At 44.2% G+C, this 23,836-nt stretch carries 27 protein-coding genes and 1 pseudogene; 14 read left to right on the top strand and 14 right to left on the bottom strand.

The genetic code is table 11. The features are described from left to right. Positions 1-122: 122 nt before the first annotated feature. The 3 genes from NG798_RS14360 to NG798_RS14350 are packed head-to-tail and all read left to right on the top strand — an operon-like array spanning position 123 to position 1,362. Complete coding sequence (locus tag NG798_RS14360) at positions 123-698, top strand: Uma2 family endonuclease (RefSeq protein WP_261224113.1); 576 nt, start codon at positions 123-125, stop codon at positions 696-698. Positions 699-743: 45 nt separating this feature from the next. After that, positions 744-1,070: a hypothetical protein gene (locus NG798_RS14355; protein ID WP_261224111.1), complete on the top strand. Its 327-nt coding sequence runs from the start codon at positions 744-746 to the stop codon at positions 1,068-1,070. Continuing rightward, complete coding sequence (locus tag NG798_RS14350; RefSeq protein WP_261224110.1) at positions 1,033-1,362, top strand: type II toxin-antitoxin system RelE/ParE family toxin; 330 nt, start codon at positions 1,033-1,035, stop codon at positions 1,360-1,362. Before NG798_RS14355 ends, NG798_RS14350 begins: the two co-directional genes overlap by 38 nt. A 102-nt stretch (positions 1,363-1,464) precedes the next feature. Here the strand turns inward: NG798_RS14350 and NG798_RS14345 are convergent, their stop codons facing one another. Together NG798_RS14345 and NG798_RS14340 are read right to left on the bottom strand one after the other, a co-directional pair. Continuing rightward, on the bottom strand, positions 1,465-1,665 hold the full coding sequence (locus tag NG798_RS14345) for a hypothetical protein (RefSeq protein WP_261224108.1): 201 nt from the start codon (positions 1,663-1,665) through the stop codon (positions 1,465-1,467). 18 nt (positions 1,666-1,683) lie between these two features. Next, positions 1,684-2,814 carry an ATP-binding protein gene (locus tag NG798_RS14340; RefSeq protein WP_261224106.1) on the bottom strand — a complete coding sequence of 377 codons (1,131 nt, stop codon included), beginning with the start codon at positions 2,812-2,814 and terminating at the stop codon, positions 1,684-1,686. A 97-nt stretch (positions 2,815-2,911) separates the two neighbouring features. Here NG798_RS14340 and NG798_RS14335 point away from each other — a divergent pair, with 97 nt between their 5' ends. From NG798_RS14335 to NG798_RS14320, 4 genes are all read left to right on the top strand, one after another. Beyond that, complete coding sequence (locus NG798_RS14335) at positions 2,912-3,190, top strand: hypothetical protein (RefSeq protein WP_261224104.1); 279 nt, start codon at positions 2,912-2,914, stop codon at positions 3,188-3,190. A 352-nt stretch (positions 3,191-3,542) separates the two neighbouring features. After that, positions 3,543-3,842, top strand: a complete 300-nt coding sequence (locus NG798_RS14330) for a hypothetical protein (RefSeq protein ID WP_261224102.1) — start codon at positions 3,543-3,545, stop codon at positions 3,840-3,842. A gap of 124 nt (positions 3,843-3,966) precedes the next feature. Beyond that, entirely contained in the window at positions 3,967-4,830 is an 864-nt protein-coding gene (locus NG798_RS14325) for a CFI-box-CTERM domain-containing protein (RefSeq protein WP_261224100.1), read from the top strand. A gap of 62 nt (positions 4,831-4,892) precedes the next feature. Then, complete coding sequence (locus NG798_RS14320) at positions 4,893-5,105, top strand: type II toxin-antitoxin system HicB family antitoxin (protein ID WP_261224090.1); 213 nt, start codon at positions 4,893-4,895, stop codon at positions 5,103-5,105. Positions 5,106-5,129: 24 nt separating this feature from the next. Here the strand turns inward: NG798_RS14320 and NG798_RS14315 are convergent, their stop codons facing one another. The 3 genes from NG798_RS14315 to NG798_RS14305 form a co-directional block, all read right to left on the bottom strand. Then, positions 5,130-5,357, bottom strand: coding sequence for a type II toxin-antitoxin system HicA family toxin (locus NG798_RS14315; protein WP_261224080.1), 228 nt, complete (start codon positions 5,355-5,357; stop codon positions 5,130-5,132). Then, complete coding sequence (locus tag NG798_RS14310) at positions 5,350-5,559, bottom strand: type II toxin-antitoxin system HicB family antitoxin (RefSeq protein ID WP_261224073.1); 210 nt, start codon at positions 5,557-5,559, stop codon at positions 5,350-5,352. Before NG798_RS14310 ends, NG798_RS14315 begins: the two co-directional genes overlap by 8 nt. A gap of 331 nt (positions 5,560-5,890) precedes the next feature. Further along, entirely contained in the window at positions 5,891-7,600 is a 1,710-nt protein-coding gene (locus NG798_RS14305) for an ABC-F family ATP-binding cassette domain-containing protein (protein WP_261224071.1), read from the bottom strand. A 242-nt stretch (positions 7,601-7,842) separates the two neighbouring features. Here NG798_RS14305 and rpmI point away from each other — a divergent pair, with 242 nt between their 5' ends. From rpmI to tatC, 5 genes and pseudogenes are all read left to right on the top strand, one after another. Next, on the top strand, positions 7,843-8,040 hold the full coding sequence (gene rpmI / locus NG798_RS14300; RefSeq protein ID WP_261224069.1) for a 50S ribosomal protein L35: 198 nt from the start codon (positions 7,843-7,845) through the stop codon (positions 8,038-8,040). A 19-nt stretch (positions 8,041-8,059) separates the two neighbouring features. Continuing rightward, a complete protein-coding gene (rplT, locus tag NG798_RS14295) occupies positions 8,060-8,413 on the top strand; it encodes a 50S ribosomal protein L20 (RefSeq protein WP_261224067.1) in 354 nt (117 codons plus the stop codon). 61 nt (positions 8,414-8,474) lie between these two features. Then, entirely contained in the window at positions 8,475-9,425 is a 951-nt protein-coding gene (locus NG798_RS14290) for a transporter substrate-binding domain-containing protein (protein ID WP_261224058.1), read from the top strand. A gap of 26 nt (positions 9,426-9,451) precedes the next feature. After that, positions 9,452-9,706: pseudogene (locus NG798_RS14285) on the top strand (HMA2 domain-containing protein); the annotation flags it as partial. 420 nt (positions 9,707-10,126) lie between these two features. Further along, positions 10,127-10,867 carry a twin-arginine translocase subunit TatC gene (gene tatC, locus NG798_RS14280; RefSeq protein ID WP_261224412.1) on the top strand — a complete coding sequence of 247 codons (741 nt, stop codon included), beginning with the start codon at positions 10,127-10,129 and terminating at the stop codon, positions 10,865-10,867. Positions 10,868-10,964: 97 nt separating this feature from the next. Here tatC and NG798_RS14275 read toward each other — a convergent pair whose 3' ends face one another. Then, positions 10,965-11,282, bottom strand: coding sequence for a DUF3067 family protein (locus NG798_RS14275; RefSeq protein ID WP_261224055.1), 318 nt, complete (start codon positions 11,280-11,282; stop codon positions 10,965-10,967). A gap of 450 nt (positions 11,283-11,732) precedes the next feature. Between NG798_RS14275 and petC the strand changes: the two genes are divergently transcribed. Next, on the top strand, positions 11,733-12,272 hold the full coding sequence (gene petC, locus NG798_RS14270) for a cytochrome b6-f complex iron-sulfur subunit (RefSeq protein WP_261224053.1): 540 nt from the start codon (positions 11,733-11,735) through the stop codon (positions 12,270-12,272). A 101-nt stretch (positions 12,273-12,373) separates the two neighbouring features. Beyond that, positions 12,374-13,360, top strand: a complete 987-nt coding sequence (gene petA, locus NG798_RS14265) for a cytochrome f (RefSeq protein ID WP_261224410.1) — start codon at positions 12,374-12,376, stop codon at positions 13,358-13,360. Positions 13,361-13,538: 178 nt separating this feature from the next. Here the strand turns inward: petA and NG798_RS14260 are convergent, their stop codons facing one another. The 8 genes from NG798_RS14260 to NG798_RS14225 form a co-directional block, all read right to left on the bottom strand. Then, positions 13,539-14,192 carry a hypothetical protein gene (locus tag NG798_RS14260; RefSeq protein WP_261224051.1) on the bottom strand — a complete coding sequence of 218 codons (654 nt, stop codon included), beginning with the start codon at positions 14,190-14,192 and terminating at the stop codon, positions 13,539-13,541. A 267-nt stretch (positions 14,193-14,459) separates the two neighbouring features. Then, complete coding sequence (locus NG798_RS14255) at positions 14,460-16,367, bottom strand: protein kinase (protein WP_261224408.1); 1,908 nt, start codon at positions 16,365-16,367, stop codon at positions 14,460-14,462. 80 nt (positions 16,368-16,447) lie between these two features. After that, entirely contained in the window at positions 16,448-16,846 is a 399-nt protein-coding gene (locus tag NG798_RS14250; protein ID WP_261224049.1) for a hypothetical protein, read from the bottom strand. Positions 16,847-17,021: 175 nt separating this feature from the next. Beyond that, entirely contained in the window at positions 17,022-18,983 is a 1,962-nt protein-coding gene (locus tag NG798_RS14245) for a serine/threonine-protein kinase (protein WP_261224047.1), read from the bottom strand. Positions 18,984-19,381: 398 nt separating this feature from the next. Then, positions 19,382-19,648 (bottom strand): hypothetical protein, encoded by a 267-nt coding sequence (locus NG798_RS14240; RefSeq protein WP_261224045.1) that lies wholly within the window; start codon positions 19,646-19,648, stop codon positions 19,382-19,384. Further along, complete coding sequence (locus NG798_RS14235) at positions 19,614-20,408, bottom strand: hypothetical protein (RefSeq protein WP_261224043.1); 795 nt, start codon at positions 20,406-20,408, stop codon at positions 19,614-19,616. The genes NG798_RS14240 and NG798_RS14235 overlap by 35 nt, the downstream gene beginning before the upstream one ends. A 65-nt stretch (positions 20,409-20,473) precedes the next feature. Beyond that, positions 20,474-22,153, bottom strand: coding sequence for an iron uptake porin (locus tag NG798_RS14230; RefSeq protein ID WP_261224041.1), 1,680 nt, complete (start codon positions 22,151-22,153; stop codon positions 20,474-20,476). Positions 22,154-22,362: 209 nt separating this feature from the next. Beyond that, positions 22,363-23,775, bottom strand: coding sequence for a serine/threonine-protein kinase (locus tag NG798_RS14225; RefSeq protein ID WP_261224038.1), 1,413 nt, complete (start codon positions 23,773-23,775; stop codon positions 22,363-22,365). Positions 23,776-23,836: the final 61 nt, after the last annotated feature.

Below are 23,836 nucleotides of genomic sequence, written 5' to 3'. Positions count from 1 at the left end.
TTTCTTTTGATTTTGTCTTGATTTAAATAAGGCCGGTTTCTTTAGGGAGCCGGTTTTTTTTGTTTTGTTATAATGGGGGCTAGGCTATGGGTGAAAGAAGTTTTTGATGGGAAGGTGGTAATATGACGGCTTTAACGATTAATTTTAGGCCGGTTATTGATTTAACTGATGAGCAGTTTTTCCAGCTTTGTCAGAGTCACGAATTAATCCAATTTGAGCGAAATGCGGACGGAACATTGGTGCTGATGCCCCTTGTTGGGGGGTTAACTAGCATTCGCAATGCTGATTTAATCGGTCAATTAGGGGAGTGGAATTGTCAAAAAAATCTAGGTGTTGGATTTGGTTCTTCGACAGGTTTTACTTTGCCAAATGGGGCTGTTAGATCGCCTGATGCTTCTTGGGTAGAGTGCGCTAAATGGGATGCTTTAACTCAGGAAGAAAAGGAGAGATTTGCTCCTCTTTGTCCTGATTTTGTAGCGGAATTGTGTTCTGATAGCGATTGTTTGATAAGGCTGCGAAATAAAATGCGAGAATATATAGAGAATGGGGCTTCTTTGGGTTGGTTAATTGATATAGAAAATCGCTGTGTGGAAATTTACCGGCCCCTTTTTGATGTGGAAGTTTTGGAAAATCCAAGTTGTGTTTCTGGGGAGCCAGTTTTGGCCGGTTTTGTTTTGAATTTAGAGAGAATTTGGTAGGGTCTATAATTAGGAAAAGTTCAGTTTTATGGAGTCGGCGAATTTATGAGCACACAAGTAACGGTGATATTTGATGGAGAAGTTTTTCGCCCAGAGGTGCCGGTGGAGTTGCCGGTTAATCAACGATATGTTATTACGATTGAGGAAACTTCTGCTCCAGAAAATAGCATCATTGTAGAACCTGATAGTATCGAGATAAATCCTGATTCGGCTGAGGGAAAAGCATTACAGCGAATTGCAACTATAGATTTTGACGATGCTTCGCAGTGGATAACTGATGGCGAAATAGGCAAAGAAATTGATGTAGAAACAATTAATCAACGGTTGAAAGAACGTGGTTATCAAATCCAAGTATCTTTTACAGACTCATAAGCTAGTAGAAACTGAAGATTTATCTCAGCTTCCTACTGAGTTGAGACAAGATTATGAGGCTATCTATAAGCCAATTTTAAAGGCAGATCCCTATAATTGTGGTGGATTTACCACAAATCAGAAAAAGGGGAAATTAACAGGTTATTGGGCGTTAGAGATAGACTGGGGCGGAATTTCCTACCGCCTCATTTACCGCATTTATGAATCTCCGTCACCTAGACGGGTGTTTGTTGTGAGCTTTGGGGAACATGATCCAGCTTATGATAATGCTAAGGAAAGAATAGGGAAATAAAATTTGATGGTATTAAAAACTGGCTCATATAATCAATTTGTCGCCGGTTGAAACCGGCACCCATCACCGGCACCCATCACCGGCACCCATCACCGGCACCCATCACCGCTGCATTTTCAAATACTCTTTAACAACCGCACCCACTGCAAAAAAAGTCATTTTATCCCGCTCAATTGCCTCAATCCAAAACCGGCTTTTCAGCGAATAAATAAGGTTAAATAATGCCGTAGATGAACCTTGCATTTTCTTAAAAATTTGCCCCAAACTAACCGGCTCTGCTTCACCGGCAATCTGATAAAGCATAGCTTTCTCTTCTTCCGTTCAACGCTGAAAAGCATCATCTAAAATTGCTGTCAAAGATTCACAAATAACCGGCATTTCAAATTGCAAAAACTCTCCTAATCTACCGCCGCATAATTCTTTGATGAGGGTGCCGGTTTGCTGTAACCAAAGGGGGTTTCCTTGATAAATATTAATTAAACTTTCCCAGCTTTCTTCATCGGTTAAATTTTGTTCTTTTAAAATTTCTTTAGCTGCAATTCCTAAACTGCCTAAAACTAAAGCCTGACAAGGTTTATTTTCTTTTTCAAAATTGGTAATTTCTCGCGGTTTTTCGGAACTAATTAACAGCAGACAACTGTTGTGGGAAACCTCGGCGATGAGTTGAAAGAATCGTTGATAATTTTCGAGGCCGGTTTTATAGTTTCCTGCCGGTTGTGCAGCGGTGAATAGCATTTGCACATCATCAAGAATAATCAAACAGCGATATTTGCGGAGGTAATCGAGGAGTTGGGAAAGTTGGGTTTCGATGTTGTTAGGAATTTCTGGAGGAGAGAAGATTTGCAGGAGGTTGGTGAGGGTTGTTTCTGGGGTGGAAGAAAAGCGCAGACTACGATAAATGATGTAGTCAAATTGGGGTTTTATTTGTTCGATGAGTTGAATGGCGAGGGTGGTTTTTCCAATTCCCCTCATTCCTAATATTGCAATCAGCCGGCTGTGTTTTTCGAGTATCCAGTTTTGTAGGGTGATGAGTTCGTTTTCGCGTCCGTAAAAGGATAATATTTCCGGTGCGTCGTTGAGGTTTAGATGTTGTTCGGTTGGTTTTTTTTGGGATGGATGGGTGCCGGTGGGTGTTAGTTTAGTTTCAGTCCAGAAATTGAGAGTATTAACTGTTACATGACCGGTGTTATGGTTAAATTCCACTTTTTTAATGATTGTTTTAAAATTTGATTTATTAATTTCTTCTCCTAATTCTTCTGATAGGAGTTTCCAGAGTTCTGAGCCGGTGTTCCTTACATGACCTTCACTTTGATAAGTTTCGTCGGCGATTTCTTGATAGGTTTTGCCTTCAAATGTTCCCTCAATTACGGCTTTTTGTAGATGGTCTAAGTGCTTGCCGGTTTTCATAAACATTAGTGCATCTGCGAGGTTTAGCACTTCGGTGATGTCCATTGGGGTAGGGGAAATGCTTGGTTTTGCGTATTATACCTGATCTTTATGGCATTGGTGACATTTTTTCTGACATTTCTGATGGGGGGGTGGGGGTGAAATGGTGACATTGCTGATTGTGCCGGTTTGGTTGCTTGTATATAGTGGGGTGGAAGTGAGTCAAGAAAGAGGCACAACTGTAAAAATGGATGAAAAAGTAACAAGCTTTATTGAGAAGATCGGCAAAGAAGTATATAAAGCTTCTTCTATGTCTACCAGCACAAGAGATGCTCTAATTGCTCAAATTGCCGCTTATTTGGCCCAAGCTGATTTAACATCAGGCCAGAAAAGCAGTTTAGAAGATTTGCGGGCAAGATTACAAGCATTAAAAAACTCCTAACAATTCTCGATATCCTTAGATTTCGTTACAGCACGGGAATAAGAACAAATGAATAAAAGAAATGACGTAGCTGGTCCTGTATGTGGACACTGTGGAAGTACCAAGATGGGATATGTCAGTTCGAGAGACATAAATCAATACACAACAAGGGTGATTTACACCTGCTATGACTGCAAGCAAGAAACTGCAATTGATACGGATTCACCTCCATAAAAGATAATCGTTAGGTTGGGTTAAGCGACAGCGAAACCCAACAGCAACCATATCATCTAAGTTGGGTTTTGTTCCTCAACCCAACCTACGGCCTGGCACCAAAAACTTAAAAAAATAAGCTACTAAAGGATTAAAAAATATGGAATGGTGGAAAAAATTTTGTTATAGCCCTAGCTTAGATGAAATCGACCCTGAATTGCCGGATGGAGAAAAAACTATCAGGCAAATCGCTAAACATACATCAAAAATTTGCCTCTTGTTGGAATTAATTATCATATTTCCAATAATGATATTACCATTTTTCCTTGATAAATTTTTTGGAGAGATTTTTACAAAATTAATGGTTTTATTGGTTTTTATGCCGGTGCGATATATATTGTACTATTTAATTTATTTACCTTTAAAACTCCCTGTGATGATTTTAGGAGACAAGAAATAATACATGATAATAAAAAAATATATTTTCTAGGTTTGTATAACCGGATAACCGATATCTTTTTGATATTGGCTTTCGCTATCAATCCCCACCAAGCCGTACAAATATTAAACAATAGGTAGAAACAATGACAATTCTTGAAGAGTATCAGCATAACTTGAACACTTACTTGGCGCAAGCAGACAATAACAGGGAAAATAAAAACTATCCCCTAGCGCTTCAACAATATGCTAAAGCTATAGAAAATTTTTATAAGTCTCTCCAGTTAATAGAAACGCCAGGTTCTGGATTCTATGTGGATAGGTATTCTTACAGCCAACAAAAAAAAATATCAGCTATTTTCTACATGGCTGGGATCATTCAAAAAGTAGTTTTTTCTTATCTTGAGATGGAAGACCATAGCGAAGCATTATTTTTTAATCAAAAATTATATATTTTGGTGGCCACGATAGTGAAGAGCGAAGATGACTTAAATGTACAACAAATACAAAGTTATCAAAAATTATTGGAAAATATTAATATGGTAGATGTTATAGCAAATCACAGCTTACGAGATAAAGCAGTAGAAGCGCAAAATCAATCTAATAATAATTGTGATGAAACTTTTAAAAACCTAAGCTTGAATTTTGACAATTTTTGTTCACTCAATGTATATCGTTTCTTTTCAGAAAGTAGCAGCAGTAATAGATACTCCACCTCCACAGATGTATCTAGTTTGAGTTCAGAAGGTAGCACTAGCAGTAGTTCATGCTTCATCGCCACAGCAGCCTACTCAACCTCAACACACCCTGACCTCGACACATTCCGCAGTTTTCGAGATGAAAAACTCCTACCTCATCCCCTCGGCAAAAACCTAGTTACACTCTACTACAAAACCGGCCCCACAATTGCCAAATACATCGAAAAACAACCGGCCATCAAACAAAAATTAAAACACCACCTCGCAAATTTAGCAAACTGGATGCGCCACAAAAAAATAACCAGCAGATAGCCTGTAGGTTGAGTTAAACTTTAGCTCGACCCAACCTACACCCCAACTCAAAAATCAAAACAATGCTACGCTATAAAATACACATTTACTGGAGTCAAGAAGACCAAGCATTTATAGCCGAAGTCCCAGAACTTCCTGGCTGTACTGCTGATGGCGAAACCTATCAACAAGCACTGCAAAACGTAGAAATCATCATGCAAGAATGGATAGAAACCGCCACAGAAAAAAATCGGCCTATTCCCCAACCAAAAAACCGGCTAGTATGTGCAGAATAGAAATTATCCCCCAATAAACACACCTCACAAATTATCAATAAACTCATCAGGACTAACTTGTGCCTGCCTTAAAACACCGGCCAAAGTCCCCACTTTTAACTCTTTTCGTAATGGCACAACGCAAGAAAAATCTCCCCCTTCAACAGCCTTTCTTAAAACAACATGACTCCCCGTTTGCCTCACCCGAATAAAACCTAACCGTTCTAACGTCCGCACAGCTTCTTGACCAGAGATTCGCGGTAATCTAGGCATAGCTAACCTCAATAGCCGTCACAAATCTCGGACTGACATCTTCTACACTACACACCTCCAAATAAAGCCGAGTTGCCTCTTTTAAATTAGCAATCGCCTCCTCAATCGTCTCCCCCTGATCCACTGTCCCCACTTCAGGACATTCTGCCACATACATATCCTCTTCCTTGTGGATAATTGCCGTTAAAACTTTGTTTTTCATTTCTTTTTCTCCTAGTTTATTCCCTCATTTTATCTTCTTTAACTAAACAATCTCAACCTCCCTCACAAACTCCCCCATCAACGCGCCTTTAAACACCAACAAACTCAACACCATCCGCAACCAAACTTTTCAACTCTTCTAATAACCGAAATTGCTCAAATATCTTCCGATTTTTAACTTGATTTAACACCTCAGTGTAATTAGACATAAACTCTCCATCAAGACTCTTTGATTTTCATTATACATCAAACTTCCCTCACTTCAAATCCCCAAAAAACAAAAAAAAAAGCCCGCCAAAGCGAGCCTTACCCATCTAAAAATCAATCAAAAATTACTTACCCTTCTTCCCCTTCAACTTCTCCTTCTGCGCCACCCGTTTCGCCTCAGCCTTCGCAGCCTTTTCCGCCGCAATCTTATCTAACTTCGCCTTCTCCTTCTCCTCAGCAACCTTATCCAAATAATACTGATAATCCCCCCGATATAACCGCAACTCCCCATCACGAACATCAACAATCTTATTAGCAACCTGCGAAATAAAAAATCGGTCGTGAGAAACCAAAATCACCGTCCCCTCATAACTCTTTAAAGCCTCCTCCAACATCTCCTTAGCCGGGATATCCAAATGATTCGTAGGCTCATCCAAAATCAACAAATTTGCCGGCTTCAAAAGCATCTTAGCCAACGCCAAACGAGCCTTCTCACCCCCACTCAAAGCCTCCACCTTCTTAAACGCCATCTCCCCAGCAAACAAAAACCGGCCCAAATGAGTCCTTACCTCCTCATTCTTCCAATCAGGAACCTCATCATGGATAGTATCCATCACAGTCTTACTCAAATCCAAAGCCTCAGCCTGATTTTGCTCAAAATACGAAGGAATCACATTATGATCCCCCAACTTAATCGTCCCATCCGTCGGCTTTTCCATCCCCATAATCAAATGCAAAAGCGTCGATTTTCCACAACCATTTGGCCCCAAAAAAGCCACCCGGTCGCCCCGTTCAATCAACAACTCTGCACCCAAAAACAAAATCTTTTCATCATAAGAATGCACCAAATCCTCAATAATAACTACCTCTCGACCACTCCGAGGCGGATCAGGAAAACGAAATTTCAACGTCCGCACATCAGAAATCGGAGCCTCAATACGCTCAATCTTATCTAACTGCTTCTCGCGGCTTTTTGCCTGCGTGCTCCGCGTCGCACTCGCCCGAAAACGCTCCACAAAAGCCTGCTGAGTTTCAATCTCCTTTTGCTGCCGTTCATAAGCCGACAACTGCGCCATCTTATTCTCAGCTTTTTGTTGCAAATACGTCGAATAATTACCTAAATAAGTCGTAGAAACCCCCCTCTCCGTCTCTACAATTTGCGTACAAAGCCGGTCTAAAAAAGCCCGGTCATGCGCCACAATTACCATCGGAATCATTAACCCCCGCAGATAATTTTCTAACCACTCAATCGTCTCCAAATCTAAATGGTTAGTCGGTTCATCCAGCAACAGCAAATCAGGATCTTGTAGCAAAATTTTTCCTAAACTCATCCGCATTTGCCAGCCGCCACTAAACGCACTCACCAGCCGGTCGCCATCCTCCTGTTCAAAACCCATCTCCGGCAAAATTTTCTCAATTCGCGCATCCAAACCATACCCATCCAACGCCTCAAACTTGCGCTGATATCTATCCAACTCGTGAATCAATTTATCCAACTCTTCAGGCGTCGCCGTTTGCATTTCTCGCTGAACCCGTGCGAGTCCATGCTGCACATCATTTGCTTCTTTAAAAACCGTCCAAAACTCCTCGCGCACCGTCCGAGTTGGATCAACATCAAACTCTTGAGTTAAATAAGCAATATGCAAACTAGCCGGTCGAATTACCACACCCGAACTCGGTTCGACTTCACCGGCAATAATCTTAAGTTGCGTAGATTTTCCCGCACCATTAACCCCCACCAAACCAATTCGATCCCCAGGTTTGACTTCCCAGTTCACATCTTTAAGCACTTCGCCGGTGGGGTAAACCTTACTAATATGTTCTAATCTCAGCATCAACCAAACTCCATCCAAACTCTGGGAAATCAAAAAATCAGGCCATTATTTATAAGCCTACCGTAATTAAGGGGACTGGTGCCGGCCCCACCTCATCCAAACCTGTAGACGCCAGTGGTGCAGGCGTCCCGCCTGCTCTACAGGGAACGCCGGCGCCACAGATGCCGACCCCCAACTTGAGCATTTGCCAAAAAACCTAATCCATGATAAGATAGGGAATTGTGTCTAAATATTAATAGACCATGCCTAAACTAAAAACCCGCAAAGCAGCCGCCAAGCGTTTTAGAGCCACCGGCAGCGGCAAAATCATGCGCCGGAAAGCCTTCAAAAGCCACCTTCTCGAACACAAAAGCGCAGACCGCAAACGCAACCTCGGCAAAATGGCCCTCGTTGATGAACGCGATGCCGACAACGTGCGCGGAATGCTCCCGTATTTGTAAAATCTAAGGAAACCCACCCATGACCAGAGTCAAACGCGGTAATGTAGCCCGCAAACGCCGCAATAAAATTCTCAAAATCGCCAAAGGCTATCGCGGCAGCCACTCCACACTGTTCCGTACAGCCAACCAGCAGGTAATGAAGGCGTTACGCAACGCCTACCGCGACCGCAAACGTCGCAAACGCGATTTTCGCCGCCTCTGGATCACCCGCATCAACGCCGCAGCCCGTCAGCACGGCATGAGCTATAGCCAACTCATCGGCAAGTTGAAAAAAGCCAACATTCAACTCAACCGTAAAATGCTGGCTCAACTCGCAGTCCTTGATGCAGAAAGCTTTAACAAAGTCGTTGAAATGGCCGCTCAAGCTAAATAAAACTCTCGGCTTTCTATCGTTCCCAGGCACAAGTCTGGGAATATTTTTTATTAGCGTTTCTATGAAAAAACATTTCCTATACGCTATCTTTAAAAACCCCCCTTTCTTAAAGAAACTTCGGGTTTTCCAGGCCACAATCAAACCCCAACAAATCAAAACACCCCTTTTTTCATCGATTAGCTTTCTAAGCCTATTTTTAATTGCTTTATTCTTTAGCTTTTTAACAACTTTTTACCCCTTTCTCAGCGCCACCGGCACCCCCTTTCAGCAAAAACCAACCCAACTCAAAATCGCCATTAAAGACAACATCCGTCCCCTTGGCTTTCGAGACAACACCGCAACCCTCCAAGGCTTAGAAATAGATATTGCACACAAATTAGCCGAAGAACTCTATGGAAACCCCGATGCTGTAGAACTTATCCCCGTTTCCAATAAAGACCGGCTCAAAGTCATTTTAGAAGAAAAAGTTAACTTCACAATTGCCCGCCTCACCGCCACAGAAACAAGAGGCCGGCTTGTAGAATTCAGCATCCCTTACTACCTAGACGGCGCCGGCATCATCACCAAAAACCCCAACATCAAAAACCTCCAAAATCTCAGTAACCAAACAATCGTCGTCCTCAACAACTCCGACACCATTGCCAACATCAAATACTTTATCCCCAACGCCAAACTACTCGGCACCGACTCCTACCAAAACGCCAAAACCCTCATCGAACAAGGACAAGCCACCGCCTTTGCCGGTGATGCCAGCATTCTAGCCGGTTGGGTACAAGAAAACCCAGAATATCATATTTTACCCACCTTGCTCACAGCAGAACCCCTTAGCATCGCCATGCCAAAAGGGCTCCAATATGCTAACTTACGCTTAGAAGTAAACTATGCAATCCAAGCCTGGAAAGCAGAAGGATGGTTAGAAAACCGGCTCCAATATTGGGGTTTACCCCTAACACAAGACACCCTTACCCCCCAAAATTTTAACCTTCCCTCTCGCCCAACTCAAAATCCCTAAAAACTACAATTATCCTCTATCAAATCATGTCTCAAACCTACAATAACTCCTCACCATCCGCCCCCAACATTTCTTATAAAATCGTCCACGCCATTCGCGGACGAATTCGCTTCAATATCCCCCTTATTTCCGAAGATCCAGACTACACAGAACGATTAGAAAAAGCCCTTAACAATCTTTCCTCAATCACCGGCACCCGCATCAACCGCACCGCCGCATCCATCATCATAAATTACAATCCCGCCCAAATTGCAGACGCTCAAATTCAAGCAAAAATCGCCGAATTAATTAACAGCGTAGCCCTTGAACAAGCCTTAGCTTACAGCACAACAACATTCCCACCCACACCGGCACCAATTCCTACAAATTTAGAAATTCCAGAAAATCACATTACGCCAGAAAACAATATCTCAGAATCAGAACTTATTTCGACCGAACAAAACAGCGAAACCAAAGAAGAAATTTTATCCCCCGAAAATAACAATATTGGGGAAGTGGAAAATTTTTCCGAAGAACAAAATAAGGAAGAAGAACAAATACCAGAAATACTACCACCGGCCATCAGTCAAAGCACCATAGAAGCCTTAGAAAACAGCTATTTAGAACCCACAAACTTAGAAAATTATGAAAGTGAAGAAAACCCAATCAGCCCAGCATCCCCTACCACCCTCGCCCTAGCATCACCAAGCACATCCGAAGACATTACATCACTCCCAGAAGATGATTACCTCAGCGACATTCCCGACGATGTAGAAATGTCCTTATTTGACCACCTCGAAGAATTACGAGAACGCATTTTTTACTCAGTCTTAGCAGTAGTTATTGCAGCCGGTGGAAGCTTTTTTGCCGTCAAACCCATTGTCCAATTCTTAGAAGTGCCGGCCCAAAACGTTAAATTTATTCAAATAGCCCCAGGCGAATATTTCTTCGTCTCCGTAAAAACCGCCGCCTATAGTGGAATATTACTCGCTACACCCTTCATACTTTACCAAATCATCCAATTTGTCATTCCTGGTTTAACCAGACGCGAACGCCGGTTTTTAGCCCCGATTGTTTTTGGTTCCAGCATCTTATTTGTAGCAGGACTTGCATTTTCTTATATAGCCCTTATACCCGCAGCCTTAAACTTTTTAATCAACTATGGAGAAGGAGTAGTCGAGCAATTATTATCAATTGATCGCTATTTTGAATTCGTCTTACTTTTAATGCTCAGCACCGGCCTAGCCTTTCAAATACCAGTCATCCAAATGTTACTAGGATTACTCGGCATTGTCTCCTCAAAACAAATGTTAAGCGGCTGGCGTTACGTCTTACTTGGAGGAGCAGTTTTAGGTGCCGTCCTCACCCCGTCCACAGATCCTATTACTCAAATGTTATTGGCCGGTGCTGTTATTGGCTTATACTTCGGCGGCACCGGCGCCGTCATGCTCCTTGGACGCTAAAATTCTGAGGACAAACCAGGCTATAGCAGCGACATTTTTTTGAAATTTGTTTGCCTTAAAAGCTTATGTTATGGATGAGAGGCTGAAAAAATCTCACCTAAAACTGTTCCAGCAACCATTCCGAAGCACGCTCACCCAAATCAATCGGAATACTCACCGCCTTACCCAAGCGGGGACGTTCCCTTGTTTGGCGGATATAGCGCTCCACCTGCTCCACCGCACCCCAAGCGTGTAAATAACCAGCAATCGTATCCAAATGAGAAACATATTCCGGCTCCGTCATCGGAAACGAAACTTGCTCGAGGTACTTCCACATTACCTGCACAAAAATTTTGCCTTGAGTGCGGCGCAGTTGGACATCATAAGAGCGTCCCCACTTATTCAGCAACAGTTCGCGTAAGTCGTTGCCGGTCATATTAGTTTTAGATTTTAGATTTTAGATTTTAGATTTTTTGCCCGTCGGTTTGGCAGCAACCATGTTTGATTGTAAAACGCTATTGTAGTCAAGCGTTAACATCCTTCAACTCAAATGCTTTGGGAGCATACTTTTCAGCAATTCGGCTCCTAGCCGGTGTCCGTCAAGCCTTCATTGCTTTTGGGCAAGTCAGTTAAGCTAATAATTAAAAAAAGTAATTATACCAGAGTGTGAAAATATCTCAAAATAAATTTACATTTATTAAGAAAAACGTCGAGTCTTAAAAAAATGCAATAATACTCACAGAAAAGCTGTAACCTGCATTGTGAAAGCAATAGCAGTATCAGCACCAACTTTGAGGCATCAAAGACTGCTTGCAGTCGAGGCCAAAAAAGCATGGTTAAATGGTTGAATTAGACAAATAACTTAACAGATAGCTCAGCATAGGTCATGGCTCAAGTTTCTGGATCATCAGACGTACCCAGCATGGGTCGTCGGCAGTTTATGAACCTGCTCATGTTTGGCTCCCTCACCGGCACCGCATTGGGCGCACTCTATCCCGTCGTTAAATACTTCATTCCCCCCTCCTCTGGCGGCAGCGGCGGTGGTGTCACAGCCAAAGATGCCTTGGGCAATGACATCAGCCTCAGCAACTTTTTGGAGACCCACAACACCGGCGAACGTGTTCTAGCGCAAGGGCTAAAAGGAGACCCCACCTATATAGTCGTGGAAAGCTCCTCAGCCATTGCCAACTATGGCATCAACGCCGTTTGCACCCACCTGGGATGCGTGGTACCTTGGAACGCCAGCGAAAACAAATTCATGTGTCCCTGTCATGGTTCCCAGTATGACAGCACCGGCAAAGTGGTACGCGGGCCGGCCCCCCTGTCGTTGGCTCTTGTCCACGCCAACGTCGCCGACGACAAAGTTGCCTTCACACCCTGGACAGAAACCGACTTCCGTACAGGTGATGACCCCTGGTGGGCCTAAAAAATCGTCATTAGTCCTTTGTCTATAGTCATTAGGCAAATGACCAATGACCAATGACAAATCATTTGACCGTTATTGCTGAAATCTTGCCATTTTTAGAGATGAAAAGAACTCGTTTGTCGGTGATGTTGCTGGGATATAAGGCCGTTGTCAAAAGCGTATTACTCGCCGCTGCAACTGTCGTCATCTTCTTAGCCAGTGACCTAGCCCTGCCTCAGTCCGCTGCTGCCTATCCCTTTTGGGCGCAGCAAACAGCCCCAGAAACGCCCCGCGAAGCAACCGGTCGCATTGTTTGCGCCAACTGCCACCTCGGTGCCAAACCCACCGAAGTTGAAGTTCCTCAATCAGTTTTGCCAGATACCGTATTTGAAGCCGTCGTTAAAATTCCTTACGACACCAACAACCAGCAAGTTTTGGGCGATGGTAGCAAAGGGCCCCTGAATGTCGGTGCCGTTTTGATGTTACCCGAAGGCTTTAAAATTGCCCCCGAAGATCGCATTCCTGAAGAAATGAAGGAAAAAATCGAAGGGCTTTATTATCAACCTTACGCCGAAGGACAAGATAACGTTGTTATCATTGGCCCTCTCCCCGGTGAACAATACCAAGAATTAATTTTCCCGGTGCTGTCTCCGAATCCCGAAACCGATAAAAATATCCATTACGGGAAATATCCTATCCACGTTGGCGGAAATCGCGGTCGCGGTCAAATTTATCCCACCGGCGAAAAAACCAACAATGCAATTTATAACGCTTCTGCTGCCGGTACAATTACCAAAATTGCCCAGCAAGAAGAAGGCGGTTATCAAGTCAGCATTCAAACCGCTGATGGCAAAACCGTTGTTGATAACGTTCCCGCCGGCCCTGAGTTGGTGGTTTCTGAAGGGCAAGAAATTGCTGCCGGTTCACCTTTAAATGCTAACCCCAACGTTGGCGGTTTTGGTCAAATTGACACCGAAATTGTCTTGCAAAGTTCTGGTCGCATTCAAGGTTTATTAGCTTTCTTTGGCATTGTGACGATTACTCAAATCTTCTTGGTTTTGAAGAAGAAACAAGTCGAGAAAGTCCAAGCCGCCGAAATGAATTTCTAAGCTTAATTGGGGACTGGTGATTAGTGACTGCTTACAGGTGACTGGTGACTCGAAACCAACCAACTTTTAGAAATTTGTAGCGAAAATTTGACACAAAAAAACCTCCCCCAAATCAGGGGAGGCTTTTTATTTGGCCGGCATTTCACTAACACACTTTTTAGATTTTAGAAATGACAAATTATTCAAAATCTTCTGTATCAAATCGCTCCCGATAGCGAAGCGAACGCTCAGAGCTATCTCGCATTCGAGGTGGTTGAAACTGTTGCCGGCGTCTGGCCGGAAGCGAAGGGGGATACTGCATGGGTTGAATGACTTGCACTGTACGGCTGGGCCGTTGTTGCTGGGCAAATAAGGCAAAAGCTACCACTACGACAATGCCAATCACCAATGTTAAAATCATGCCGGCCAGCGCCCACAACATTGCCGAACCAATTGAAGAATTATTTGCCGGCTGTGGTTGGGTGGTCGGAAGTGCCGGTGGCGCGATTGGTGGCGGGTTTAACGCATTGACGGATGCCTGTGATCGCACCGCTTCAAGGGTTATTTGTTGATTGCGAAGTTGTTGGCGTAGCTGCTCAGCATCGTTGCGTTGCTGTTCTAATTGAGCTTTGAGTTTTTCTATATCAAGGCGTTGCTGCTCAAGCACCGGATTGAGTGTCGGTGTTGTCGGCACCGGCAGGGGTGTAGGTTGTGGCTGAACCGCCGCCGGAGGGGACGGTACTAAATTGGGAGGTGGAGAATTTTCTAGCGGATTACCAGTTCCGCGAAACAAGAGGAGCGCCGCAATCCCAGCAACGGCTGCGCCTGCTACAAATGCCATGCTGTCACTCATTGCTGTTGCCTGTGCTTTCAATCCCTTATAGGGACTTTTATAGATTGCGCCCCCTTAATTTGAATGAATTTACATGAATCGTTTATTTTGACCGGAAAATGACTCATTCCCCAAGCTATCCATATTTGACCTGCTCCACGGAAACCGCTTCATCATCCTATTCTATGAAGGCGTTCGTGACAACTACCACCCGGCTCCGCCAGCGCAAGACAAGAGGAGAAGGAACGAGACAATAGATTTAGTAGTGATTTTTGACAAATGAATGGTTTATTTTTCTGCATTTGATTCTGCTGCATTCCGGTTGCTTGCTTCTCCAAGTTCTGCTCCTCCGATTTCTTGATTAATAAAAGCCGCGAGTTGTTCTGCTTTGGAACGATCCAAAAATGCCGCCACTTCAATATAGGTGCCTTGGCGGGCCGGTCTGTCTGTTACGGATGCTGTGGGACAATAAGAGAGAATTTGATCATATTTTTCTTTACTGTATTCCAGATACACGGGATACCATGTTTTTTCGTTCCCCGTTGAAGCGTCGCTACAGGATATTTTTGGGGTTTTTGTTGGTTTGCCAACCAGGGCGCTACCAAGTTGGGTTTTCATTAATTCGGCAAAGGCTTTTGCTTGTTCAACTGATCCAAATGCTGCTACTTGTACTGAGGGGCCGGTTGTTGCTGTGGCGGGAATAATAAAGGTGTTGCGGCAATATTTTGATTGTATTGTTTCTAAGTTTTGTTTTGTGTAGTCTACAAAAACTGGATACCAATTTTCTGCTTTAAGGTTTGATGGTTCTTGGCAGATTTTTTTGGGAAAATAATTGTTTATATTGACATCTAGTTTATATTTCGACTGAGGGGTATTCGAGGCCGGCACCAGTTGAATAAAATAATCGCCTCCAGAAAACAATGGGGCTGTATAGCGCTGTACTTGTAATGCTTGGGCGTCTAGGGGTTGCCGGTTGGAATTGAGAACTGTCATCGCCACTGCTTTGTCAGCGAGGGAAGCATTTAACTGCTGACCGGCTTTTAGAGAAATTTTATAAATAATGCTTTGCTGATCTTTGAGACTGCCTTCTAGGGTGGTTTTTCCTTGGGGAGATAATTTTAAGACAACCGGTGAAGTGGTGGGTGAGGGTAGTGGGGTGGGGGCGATCTTCGAGGGAGTGGCTTTCGATGTGCTTTTCCCTGGCATCTGCCAAGTGGGGATGGGGGGAAAATTAGGATTAAGTAATAAATTCAATGCAGCCCATGTCCCAGCGCCAACGCCTCCTACTAAAAGCAGGCTGAATAAATATGCCCAAGGGTTTCCCCATTTGTGAGCAACAGTTGTCGGCTTTTTTGGGCGCGGTTGAGGGGAAAGTTGGGGTGTGGGTTGGGGGGGCTGAGATAATTTTTGTAGGGCGTGGCGTAATTCGCTGGCACTGTGGTAGGGTACTCCTGGTTGGTAGCTGAGGCTGCGATTTAGAATTTGCCCAAATTCAATACTGATGGGGGTGAGGGTTTGCCAGTCCCAACGCATTTGACCGGCCTTATCGATTAATTCTGGATAGGGGATGCCGGTGAGGAAAGTGGTGGCGGTGATGGCAAGATCATAAAGGTCTCTACCGACATCGCTTTGGGGGTAAGTTTCGGGGTTGTCTGGGAGTAAACGGTGAAGGAGTTGGGGGACTAAATTCAAGTTTATTAACACCGGCAAAAGTGTTGTTTCTGGCGTCAGGTTGCCGATGCTGGCCGGTTGAATAATATTTTCTGGAGAAATTTGGCCGTGAGTGAAACCGAAAGTGTGGAGATATTCTAGCGGTGGCAAAATTTGCAGTAATATTTGGATGACTTCTGCTTCATTCAAAGGAGTTTGCTGCTGTTTAATTTGGCGAGAATAGCTTTTGCCTTCGATATAGTCTTGGATTAAAAAAAGCCGGTCGTTTTCTTCAAAGCTGCTGTAAATTTTGGGGAGTTGGGGGTGTCGCAGACGGTAAAGGTTTTCTACTTCGTCTTGGAATTGCTTTTTAAAGGCTGGCCGGTCTGCTATTTCGGGGGTTGTTATTTCGAGGACAGTACACAGTTGGTTTTGCTGTTGTAGGTCTTTGGCCAAATAGCTGCGGTAAAATTTTTCCGGGGGGTTTAAGTCTATTAGGCAGTAGCGGTTTTGTAAAGTAGTGCCGAGGGGAATGGGAAAAAACATAGTCAAGAGTCAATTGTTATGGGTCAATTGTCATTGGTCAATTGTCTTTTGTCAATTGACAAATGACCAACCACAATTGATTAATGCTTATTTTGTGCAAAGCGGGATGCAGAGGGATGGTAATTATTTTCTGGGTTAATTAAATTGGTTTGGTGGTAGCGAGAGTTTTTTGCTTGGGAAGTGGGGGATGTCAAAGTATTTTGATATTTACTGGCTTTGCTAGGAGAAAGGGCGGAGTCTCGTGAGGAAAGATTGACATCTTTTTTTTCGGGCCAGAGGGTAAAGTGAGTTGGATTTTCCACAATTAGGCATAAAATATCTGCCTTAAGATACTGGTTGCAAGTTGTAATAGCTGCTTGACGTTCGCTTTTTGCGAATGACCGGCCTTTGGTGAAGCTGGTATTTTGAAAAGTGAGTTGAGTGGCTGTACCACAGGCAATACCAACGCTTTCTAAGTCTTCGGCGCGAATGAGCAGCATAGCAATTCTCCTTAATTACCGTAATTTTGAGTTGCGTACTTTACCAGACTTTTACGATATTAGCTGAGTTCCGGGCCGACTGACTCAGTAAAATTACGGAGAGAGGGCAGAGATTTGTTGTTTGGGGGCGAAAAATGCCTGAAATTTTTTTGCTTTTGTGTTTTTTTGGTAAGGTTTAGGGGGCGCTATTGGTGACGCTGAGGGTGAGTTGGTAGGAAACTGGCTGTGTGGCTTGGGATACAATAATGATTTCGTAATAACCGTTTTCGGGTAATTTTCCAGACCAGTTTAATTGAGGGGAGTCTTGCAATAATGGTGGGGTTTTACCGGAGGGTGGGTAAATAGAAAGTTGTATTTCTGGTTGTGGTTCTAAATTTAATTGCATGAATTGATTTTTATTGAGTTTGGCAATATAAGCTTTGCCGGTTGCGGGTTGTAGAGTGTCGTTAAGGGCTGTGCTGGTGGTGCCAGCTTGAAATTTTATTTCTTCTATTGCGGTTCCGTTTAAGATATTTTGTGTTTGTTCTTCGGCAATGGCTTGCCATACTTGACCAATGGGTGTATTAATAAAATTCTGGTTGTTTCTTTGTTCGGGAAATAAGCTGAAAAATTTTACATCGGTTAAGTCATTGAGGGATCGACTGCCGAGGAATTTTTTGTTAATTTCGATTTTGCGCCGGTCTGGATCGCTGCGCTTATAACTTCCCATTCGTCGGCGGGCCGGTTCGCTTATTGTTTGGAGTTTTTTTAACGTTTCTTGAGCAATGTTATCCCATCTCTCGCGCCAGGTTTCGTCTTGTGGCTTATCAGTTAAGGTAGTGCCTTTTTGTTCGGGATATTGGTCAAAGTAAATTTGATTTACTAACTGGACGTAAAATTTATAATCAATTAGTAAAAGTTTTCGTTGCTGTTGCAAAGCAATTTTGCGCTGTTGTTCTTGGGGGGAAAATTGGCTGGAGATGTCGGTATTGTCTGGGGTGATATTGTCAGTATTATTTGGCTGGCGTTGGCTGTCTACCCAATAGTTGCCGGCCCATAATCCGATACTTGTCATGGCTACAATTATGCCACCCATAACTAATAAATTTCCGTTGGAGTTTGTTTTGGGTTGGGGGGAAATATTGGCCACCGGCTTTTGTTGTGGGGCGATGGGTTGAGTGAGGTTTTGAGTGAGGTTTTGTGGTTGGGGTGTGGGTGTAGAAAAGTTTTGTAGGGCGTTGAGGACTTCACCGGCATTTTGATAGCGTTCTCCGGGGCGGTAGGCCAGCATTTTATCAAGGACGGCGCTAAAGGTGGGGCTGAGGGTTGTGTGTTTATGCCAGTTCCAAAGTAGGGTTTGAGGATCTCTGAGGTTTTGGGGTTCGATGCCGGTGAGGAGAACTAGGCCGGTGACGGCGAGGGAATAAAGATCGCTGTGGGGGTAAACTTTGCCCATTTGCATTTGTTCGTCAGGGGCGTATCCGACTTTGCCGAGGCGGGTGGCTGGTTGGGTACCAACAAATTCTGATTGCAGGTTGGCTGCTATTTCTTTGACTCCGCCAAAGTCGATTAATACGGGTAATAAATCACTATTTCTTAAGATGATATTGTCTGGGGATATGTCGCGGTGAATGACGCCTTGGCTGTGAATGTAGGCTAAAACGGGCAAAATTTGGATAAAAAATTGTGTGATTTCGGGTTCGGTGAAAAGCCGATTTTGAACGCGCCGGTTTTGGAGGAGGGTGCGATAATTTTGTCCTTCTACATAGTCTTGAACTAAAAATAAATGTCCTTCGTTGTTATAGTTTGCCCGAAACATTTCGCGGAAGCGGGGAATTTGGGGATGTTGGAGTTTATATAATATGCCGGCTTCTCTTTCAAAGAGTTCTTGTCCTTTTTGGAGGGCGTAGGTGCCGGCAACTTGGGGGGCAAATTCTTTTAAGACGCAATGTTCGTTAAAGCGGTTGATGTCTTCGGCTAAATATGTGCGTCCAAAGCCACCTCGTCCTATTTCTCGCTGCACGCGGTAACGTTCGCCGAGAATCATTCCTTGACTGAGGATGCCGGTGTTGGCAGGGTTGAGTTTTTCGCCACATTGGAGGCAAAACCGGCTGCCGGTGGGGTTTTCGTGTCCTTGAGTGCAAAAAACAGGTTTCATTTAATTTGGGCGATGTAAGGGCTGAAACAATTGTATCAAGTGGATTTGGTAGTGGTTGGAAATTTAGGCCGGTGGGCTAGAATTAGTAAGAGTTACAAAGTTTTTGAGGCTCAAAAAATAAGCGGATGTACACGCGACTCGAATAAGCTAGAAAAGTCGCTGGAATTATTATCATTGTTTAAATCACTAGCTGCTAATGCACCGTTCTGGGTTTGACCTAAACCAAGGTTTCCGCTGAGAGTTGAGCTAGTTGTGGTTAAGTTAAATGCGCCGGTGTTTTTGCATTATCCTGCAAAATTGGTGTCTAAAAAGCGATAATTTCTGTTGGGCTAAACTGTAAAGATAATGGCTGCATTTGTGCCATTACTGTTATTGGTTTGGGCAAGAAGTTGGCCGTTTTATGTGTTGATTAGTTGTAAGGCTGGGTCAAATTTTGTAGAGGTTAAGCTAATAATGACTTGCTGATTTTCGACAACATCGTTTAGTTGGTACTCAGAAAGAACAGCCCCCGGAATTAAAGAATTGAAACTCGCTGAAAGTAATAATTCGTCTTGGATGCTTTTATTGGCAGAAATTGCGGGGACGAATTTGTTGCCGGTGTTTCCGCTGCCTGGGGCTTCTAAACTTAGGTTATAATTGGTTGCGGTTGGCGATTGGACACGCACAAAATAGGTGCCGGTTATAGGCAATAACACCGCTATTTGTATAAGATGCTGTGGCGGTGTTAATGACTTCGCCGCTATCAATTATTTGGTTATTGTTGAAGTCTTGGATAAGTTGCAGGTTTGTATTATTGCCCACTCCATCTAAGAAAATACTAAAGTCGCGGTTTTCGTCTAAGTTGAAGCGGTAAATATCGCTTGGTTTGGCGTTGTTTAGGGTGCCGGTGAGGGGATCAATTCCGTTTAAGGTTCCTACATTTGTTGCACCGGCCAAAGATTTGCCTAAAGCTTGGGTGGGAGTCGCCAAAAAATTTAAGGATAAGTCGAGATTGTCAGGTGTATTTTTCCCGTCTTCAAAGAGATAAACTTTAGCTAAATAATTGCCGGGGGTAAGTTTAAGATTGAGAGATTCATCAACTGTTCCTTGTTGTTCAGATGTATCTATTTCTTCGTCAAATTCGATAAATCCATTATTGTTTAAAGCGCGTCCTCCGCTTACATCAGCATCGGCGGTGAGGTTGCGGAGTCCTAAGATAAAATCGGAGGTTTGATTAACGGTAAAATTATAGTTTTCAATGGGGTTGCTTTCGCTAAGACTTCCAGATCGGTTCGTCGTGCCGGTGAAGTTTCCTAAGCTGAAGTTAGTTTCCCATAAAAAAATAACTTCAGCAAGAGAAATTTGTAAGATTTTAACTTTTTTAATAAATCCGCGTTTCGCTAACGCGACGCTAGCGCTACGCGCCGCTAACGCGAACGCGAACATCTGCGTTTATCTGCGGTTAAAAATAAACCGCAGAGGAACGCAGCATAACTGGGCCAGCAAAAAGTTTAGAAATTGAAAGTGGTTCTGAGGGTACCAATCACGGCATCGTTATTGTTGTTATCTTGGTTGGGTGCTGTTAACCAAATAACCCCCGGAGTGATGGCGATATTGTCGGTGAGTTGGTATTTATAAAACGCTTCAATGTGCAAAGGAACATCGGTGGCAAAAGAGTTTTGCAAACCATCTAATTCTTTGAGGTAGGGTTCAACGCCGACGACAATACCGGCCAAGTTGCCTTGTTTGCCTAAGTCGGGGAAACCAAAGGCGATGGCGCCGTTCCATATTTTGCCGTTGGCGTCGCTATCGCGGAGATAAACATCGGTGTAGCCAAGCCAGCCGTTAATTTGGAAGCGGGGGCTGACTCGGACGGCCATTTGTACGCCGTAGGAGTTGCTGGTGACGGGGTTGTTGGCACCGATGGTGTTGGCAACCGCAGTTCCGGCAAAGGGGAGGTTGCCGGTGGCGAGGCTGCCGCCGCCGTTGTCAAAGCCAAAGCTACCGGGGCCGAAATAGGCGTGGTTATAGGTGAAGGCTACTCCAAAGCGGTCGCTTGGTGTCCAGGTGATTTGGCCCAAGGCTGAGTAGTTGCCGTTAAAGAAGCCGTTACCGGGGACTGGGGAGGAACCTTCGGAGGCGAGGTAGCCGGCGGTTAGTTCAAGTTGGCTGCTGGGTTTGAAGCTGATGCCGATACCTTGTCCGCCACCAAGTCGATAGATGGGGTTGCGTTGGGCAAAGGTACTGATGGAACCGCTTCCGCCGTCGTAGTTTTCAAAGAGGGGGTTGAGGGTGGGGGTGAAGTCGTCGAAGACGCCGCCGGTGGCTTCGAGGGTGACTTTAATTTTGTCACCGACGGGGAAGGTGTAGGATAGCCAGTCGAGGAGGACGTTGTTGGTGGTGTTGCCGAAGACTTGATGGGTTTGGAAGCCTTCGCTGGTGGTGAATTGATTGGGGATGCCGTTGTTTCGGTTGTTGTGGTCGAGGGCTTGGCTGTTCCCCATTTGCAGACGGGTGACGAGGAGGTCGCTGCCGGTGAAGCTGGTGTTTAGAAATAAACGTACCCTTTGTTGTAGGGAGGGGACGCTGTTGCTGCCTTCTCCAATGCCGTCGGTGGCTGCAAAAATGACTTCACCGGCCAGTTTTGTTGTGGTGGAAAATTGGTTTTCTTCGAGTTCGCGGGTACGCGCTTCGAGGGAGTCTACTCGTCCGCGTAGGGTGGCTATTTCAACTTGAAATTCGTTTAATAAGCGTTCGAGGGTGTTGAGGTCTTCGCGGGTAACGAAGTTGTTTCCAGGTTGTATTTGGGCTGTGATGGCTTCTAGGCAGGCGTTTACACCGGCTGCAAATTCGTAACGAGTGAGAGCACGGTTGCCTCGGAATGTCCGGTCAGGGTAGCCTACAATACAACCATATCTTTCTACCAGGTTTCGCAGGGCGTCGTAGGCCCAGTCTGTGGGTCGCACGTCGGAGAGTTCGTTGACAGAACGCAGTTGTCCCATTGCGTCTTCTGCTTCTGGGGTGGGGTTGTTGAGGTCGCCTACGCTGGGGAAGTTTTCGATGCTGGGTTCGGTTTGTGCTAGTTGCAGTCCGGGTGTTTCTGTGGCGGTGGCAGTTGTGGCGGCTAATATTGCGGCGCTGATTATTACTACTGGGCCGGTTAGTAATGCCATCCAAGGGTATTTTTTCATTTGCTGTTCTCCTCACACCAAGTTAAGGCTATTTCTAGCTTTTTGTCTGTCGCTATTGATTATATTTGTTTGAGGGGATTTTTTATAATTATTTTTTGATAGGTTATCAGGATCTCTTGACAAAAGCTGGGGCATATAGGGGGAGATGAGGGGAGGTTTTTTTCATTAAAATGCTGGTGTAAATCTCTTTCTATAAAACGAAATATTGGCTAGTTGTTTTCTTCGAGTTTTTTGAGAGTTTTTTCGGCAATTTCTACCCATTCTTGACGCAATTTTTCGTCTTTTGGTTTGTTTGTTAATAGGCGTTTGTTGAGTTCTGGATGTTTTTGATAAAATTCTGCGTCTACCATTGCATAAAATTGCACTTCGGAGAGGTTGAGGGCTTTTAGTCGTGCTTGTAAGGTTTGCGGTTGTTCTGTGCTGGTGTTGGATATTTTCGGTAAGGTTGGTGGTGTCCAAGAAACTAATTTATACCCAGCCCAGGCACTGATTCCAGCTAGTAATAAAACGCCGGCACTAAGGAAGGCTGTTTTACTGATTAATTTTAATGTCCAGTGGAAGGGTGCAAAGATTATGGGTAAGAAGTTGAAGTTTGGAAGCTTTAGGGGTGCTGGGGTTGGGGGTGGGGCGACAGGTATCGGTACGGCTTGCTGCTGGGGGGCTGCCGGTGCGACAACTAAGGTTTTTATTTGAGTGGAATTGTTGTTTTGAGGGGCAATATTTGTGGGTGGTAAGGCTTGCAAAATTTCTCTGGCGGTTTGATATCGATCTGCCGGATGCCTGCTGATCATTTTATCTAAAATTACTGCTAATTCTGGGCTGATGTTTGTATGTTTTCGCCATTGCCATTTGGCATTATAATTATCAAAAAGGTCTTTGGGTTCTTTGCCGGTAAGTAAGACAATGGTGGTAACTGCAAGCGAGTAAAAATCGCTGCTGGGATAGGCTTTTCCGTGTTGGAGTTGTTCTTCGGGTGCGTAACCGGGTTTGCCGATGTGGGTTGAGAATTTTAGGGGTTGATTGGCGGCAGAAATTGCGGAAATGGCGGCGGTTTTTACTCCGCCGAAATCTATTAAAATTGGCAATTTATCTGTGGTTCTAAGAATGATGTTTTCGGGGGATATATCGCGGTGAATGACTCCGTGTGCGTGGATATGTTGCAGTACCGGCAACATTTGATGCAGGAAGTTGAGAATTTGATTTTCGCTAAAGGTTTTTTGGGAATAAAGAATTTGCCGGTAGGTTTCTCCGGGGATATAGTCTTGTACTAAAACGAGGTGTTCTTGGTTGTTGATAACTTCGTAGCAAAGTTCTCTAAATTTGGGAATTTGGGAATGTTGCAGTTGATAAAGGACGCCGGCTTCTCTTTGAAAGAGTTCTTCGGCTTTTTTAAGCGCTTGGGGGTTTTGTATTTGGGGGGCAAATTCTTTTAAAACGCAGAGTTCTTTGAAACGGTTATTGTCTTCGGCTAAATAGGTTATGCCAAAGCCTCCTTGTCCGAGTTCGCGGATGATGCGATAACGCTTTGTAGGGGTGGGAATGTTTAGTTTTTCGCCGCATTGGCTGCAAAAACGGTTTGTGTCGGGATTTTGGTGTTTCTGAGTGCAATACAGGGTGGTCATGGTTTTCGCGCCATTGCCGGCATTGACGAATTGTCTTAATTGTAGCTACACAAGTGGGGCC

This window comes from Ancylothrix sp. D3o (genome assembly GCF_025370775.1).
Classification (GTDB): Bacteria; Cyanobacteriota; Cyanobacteriia; order Cyanobacteriales; family Oscillatoriaceae; genus Ancylothrix.
The sequence above is the reverse complement of the archived record's forward strand: the minus strand, read 5'-3'. Positions and strand labels throughout refer to the sequence as shown.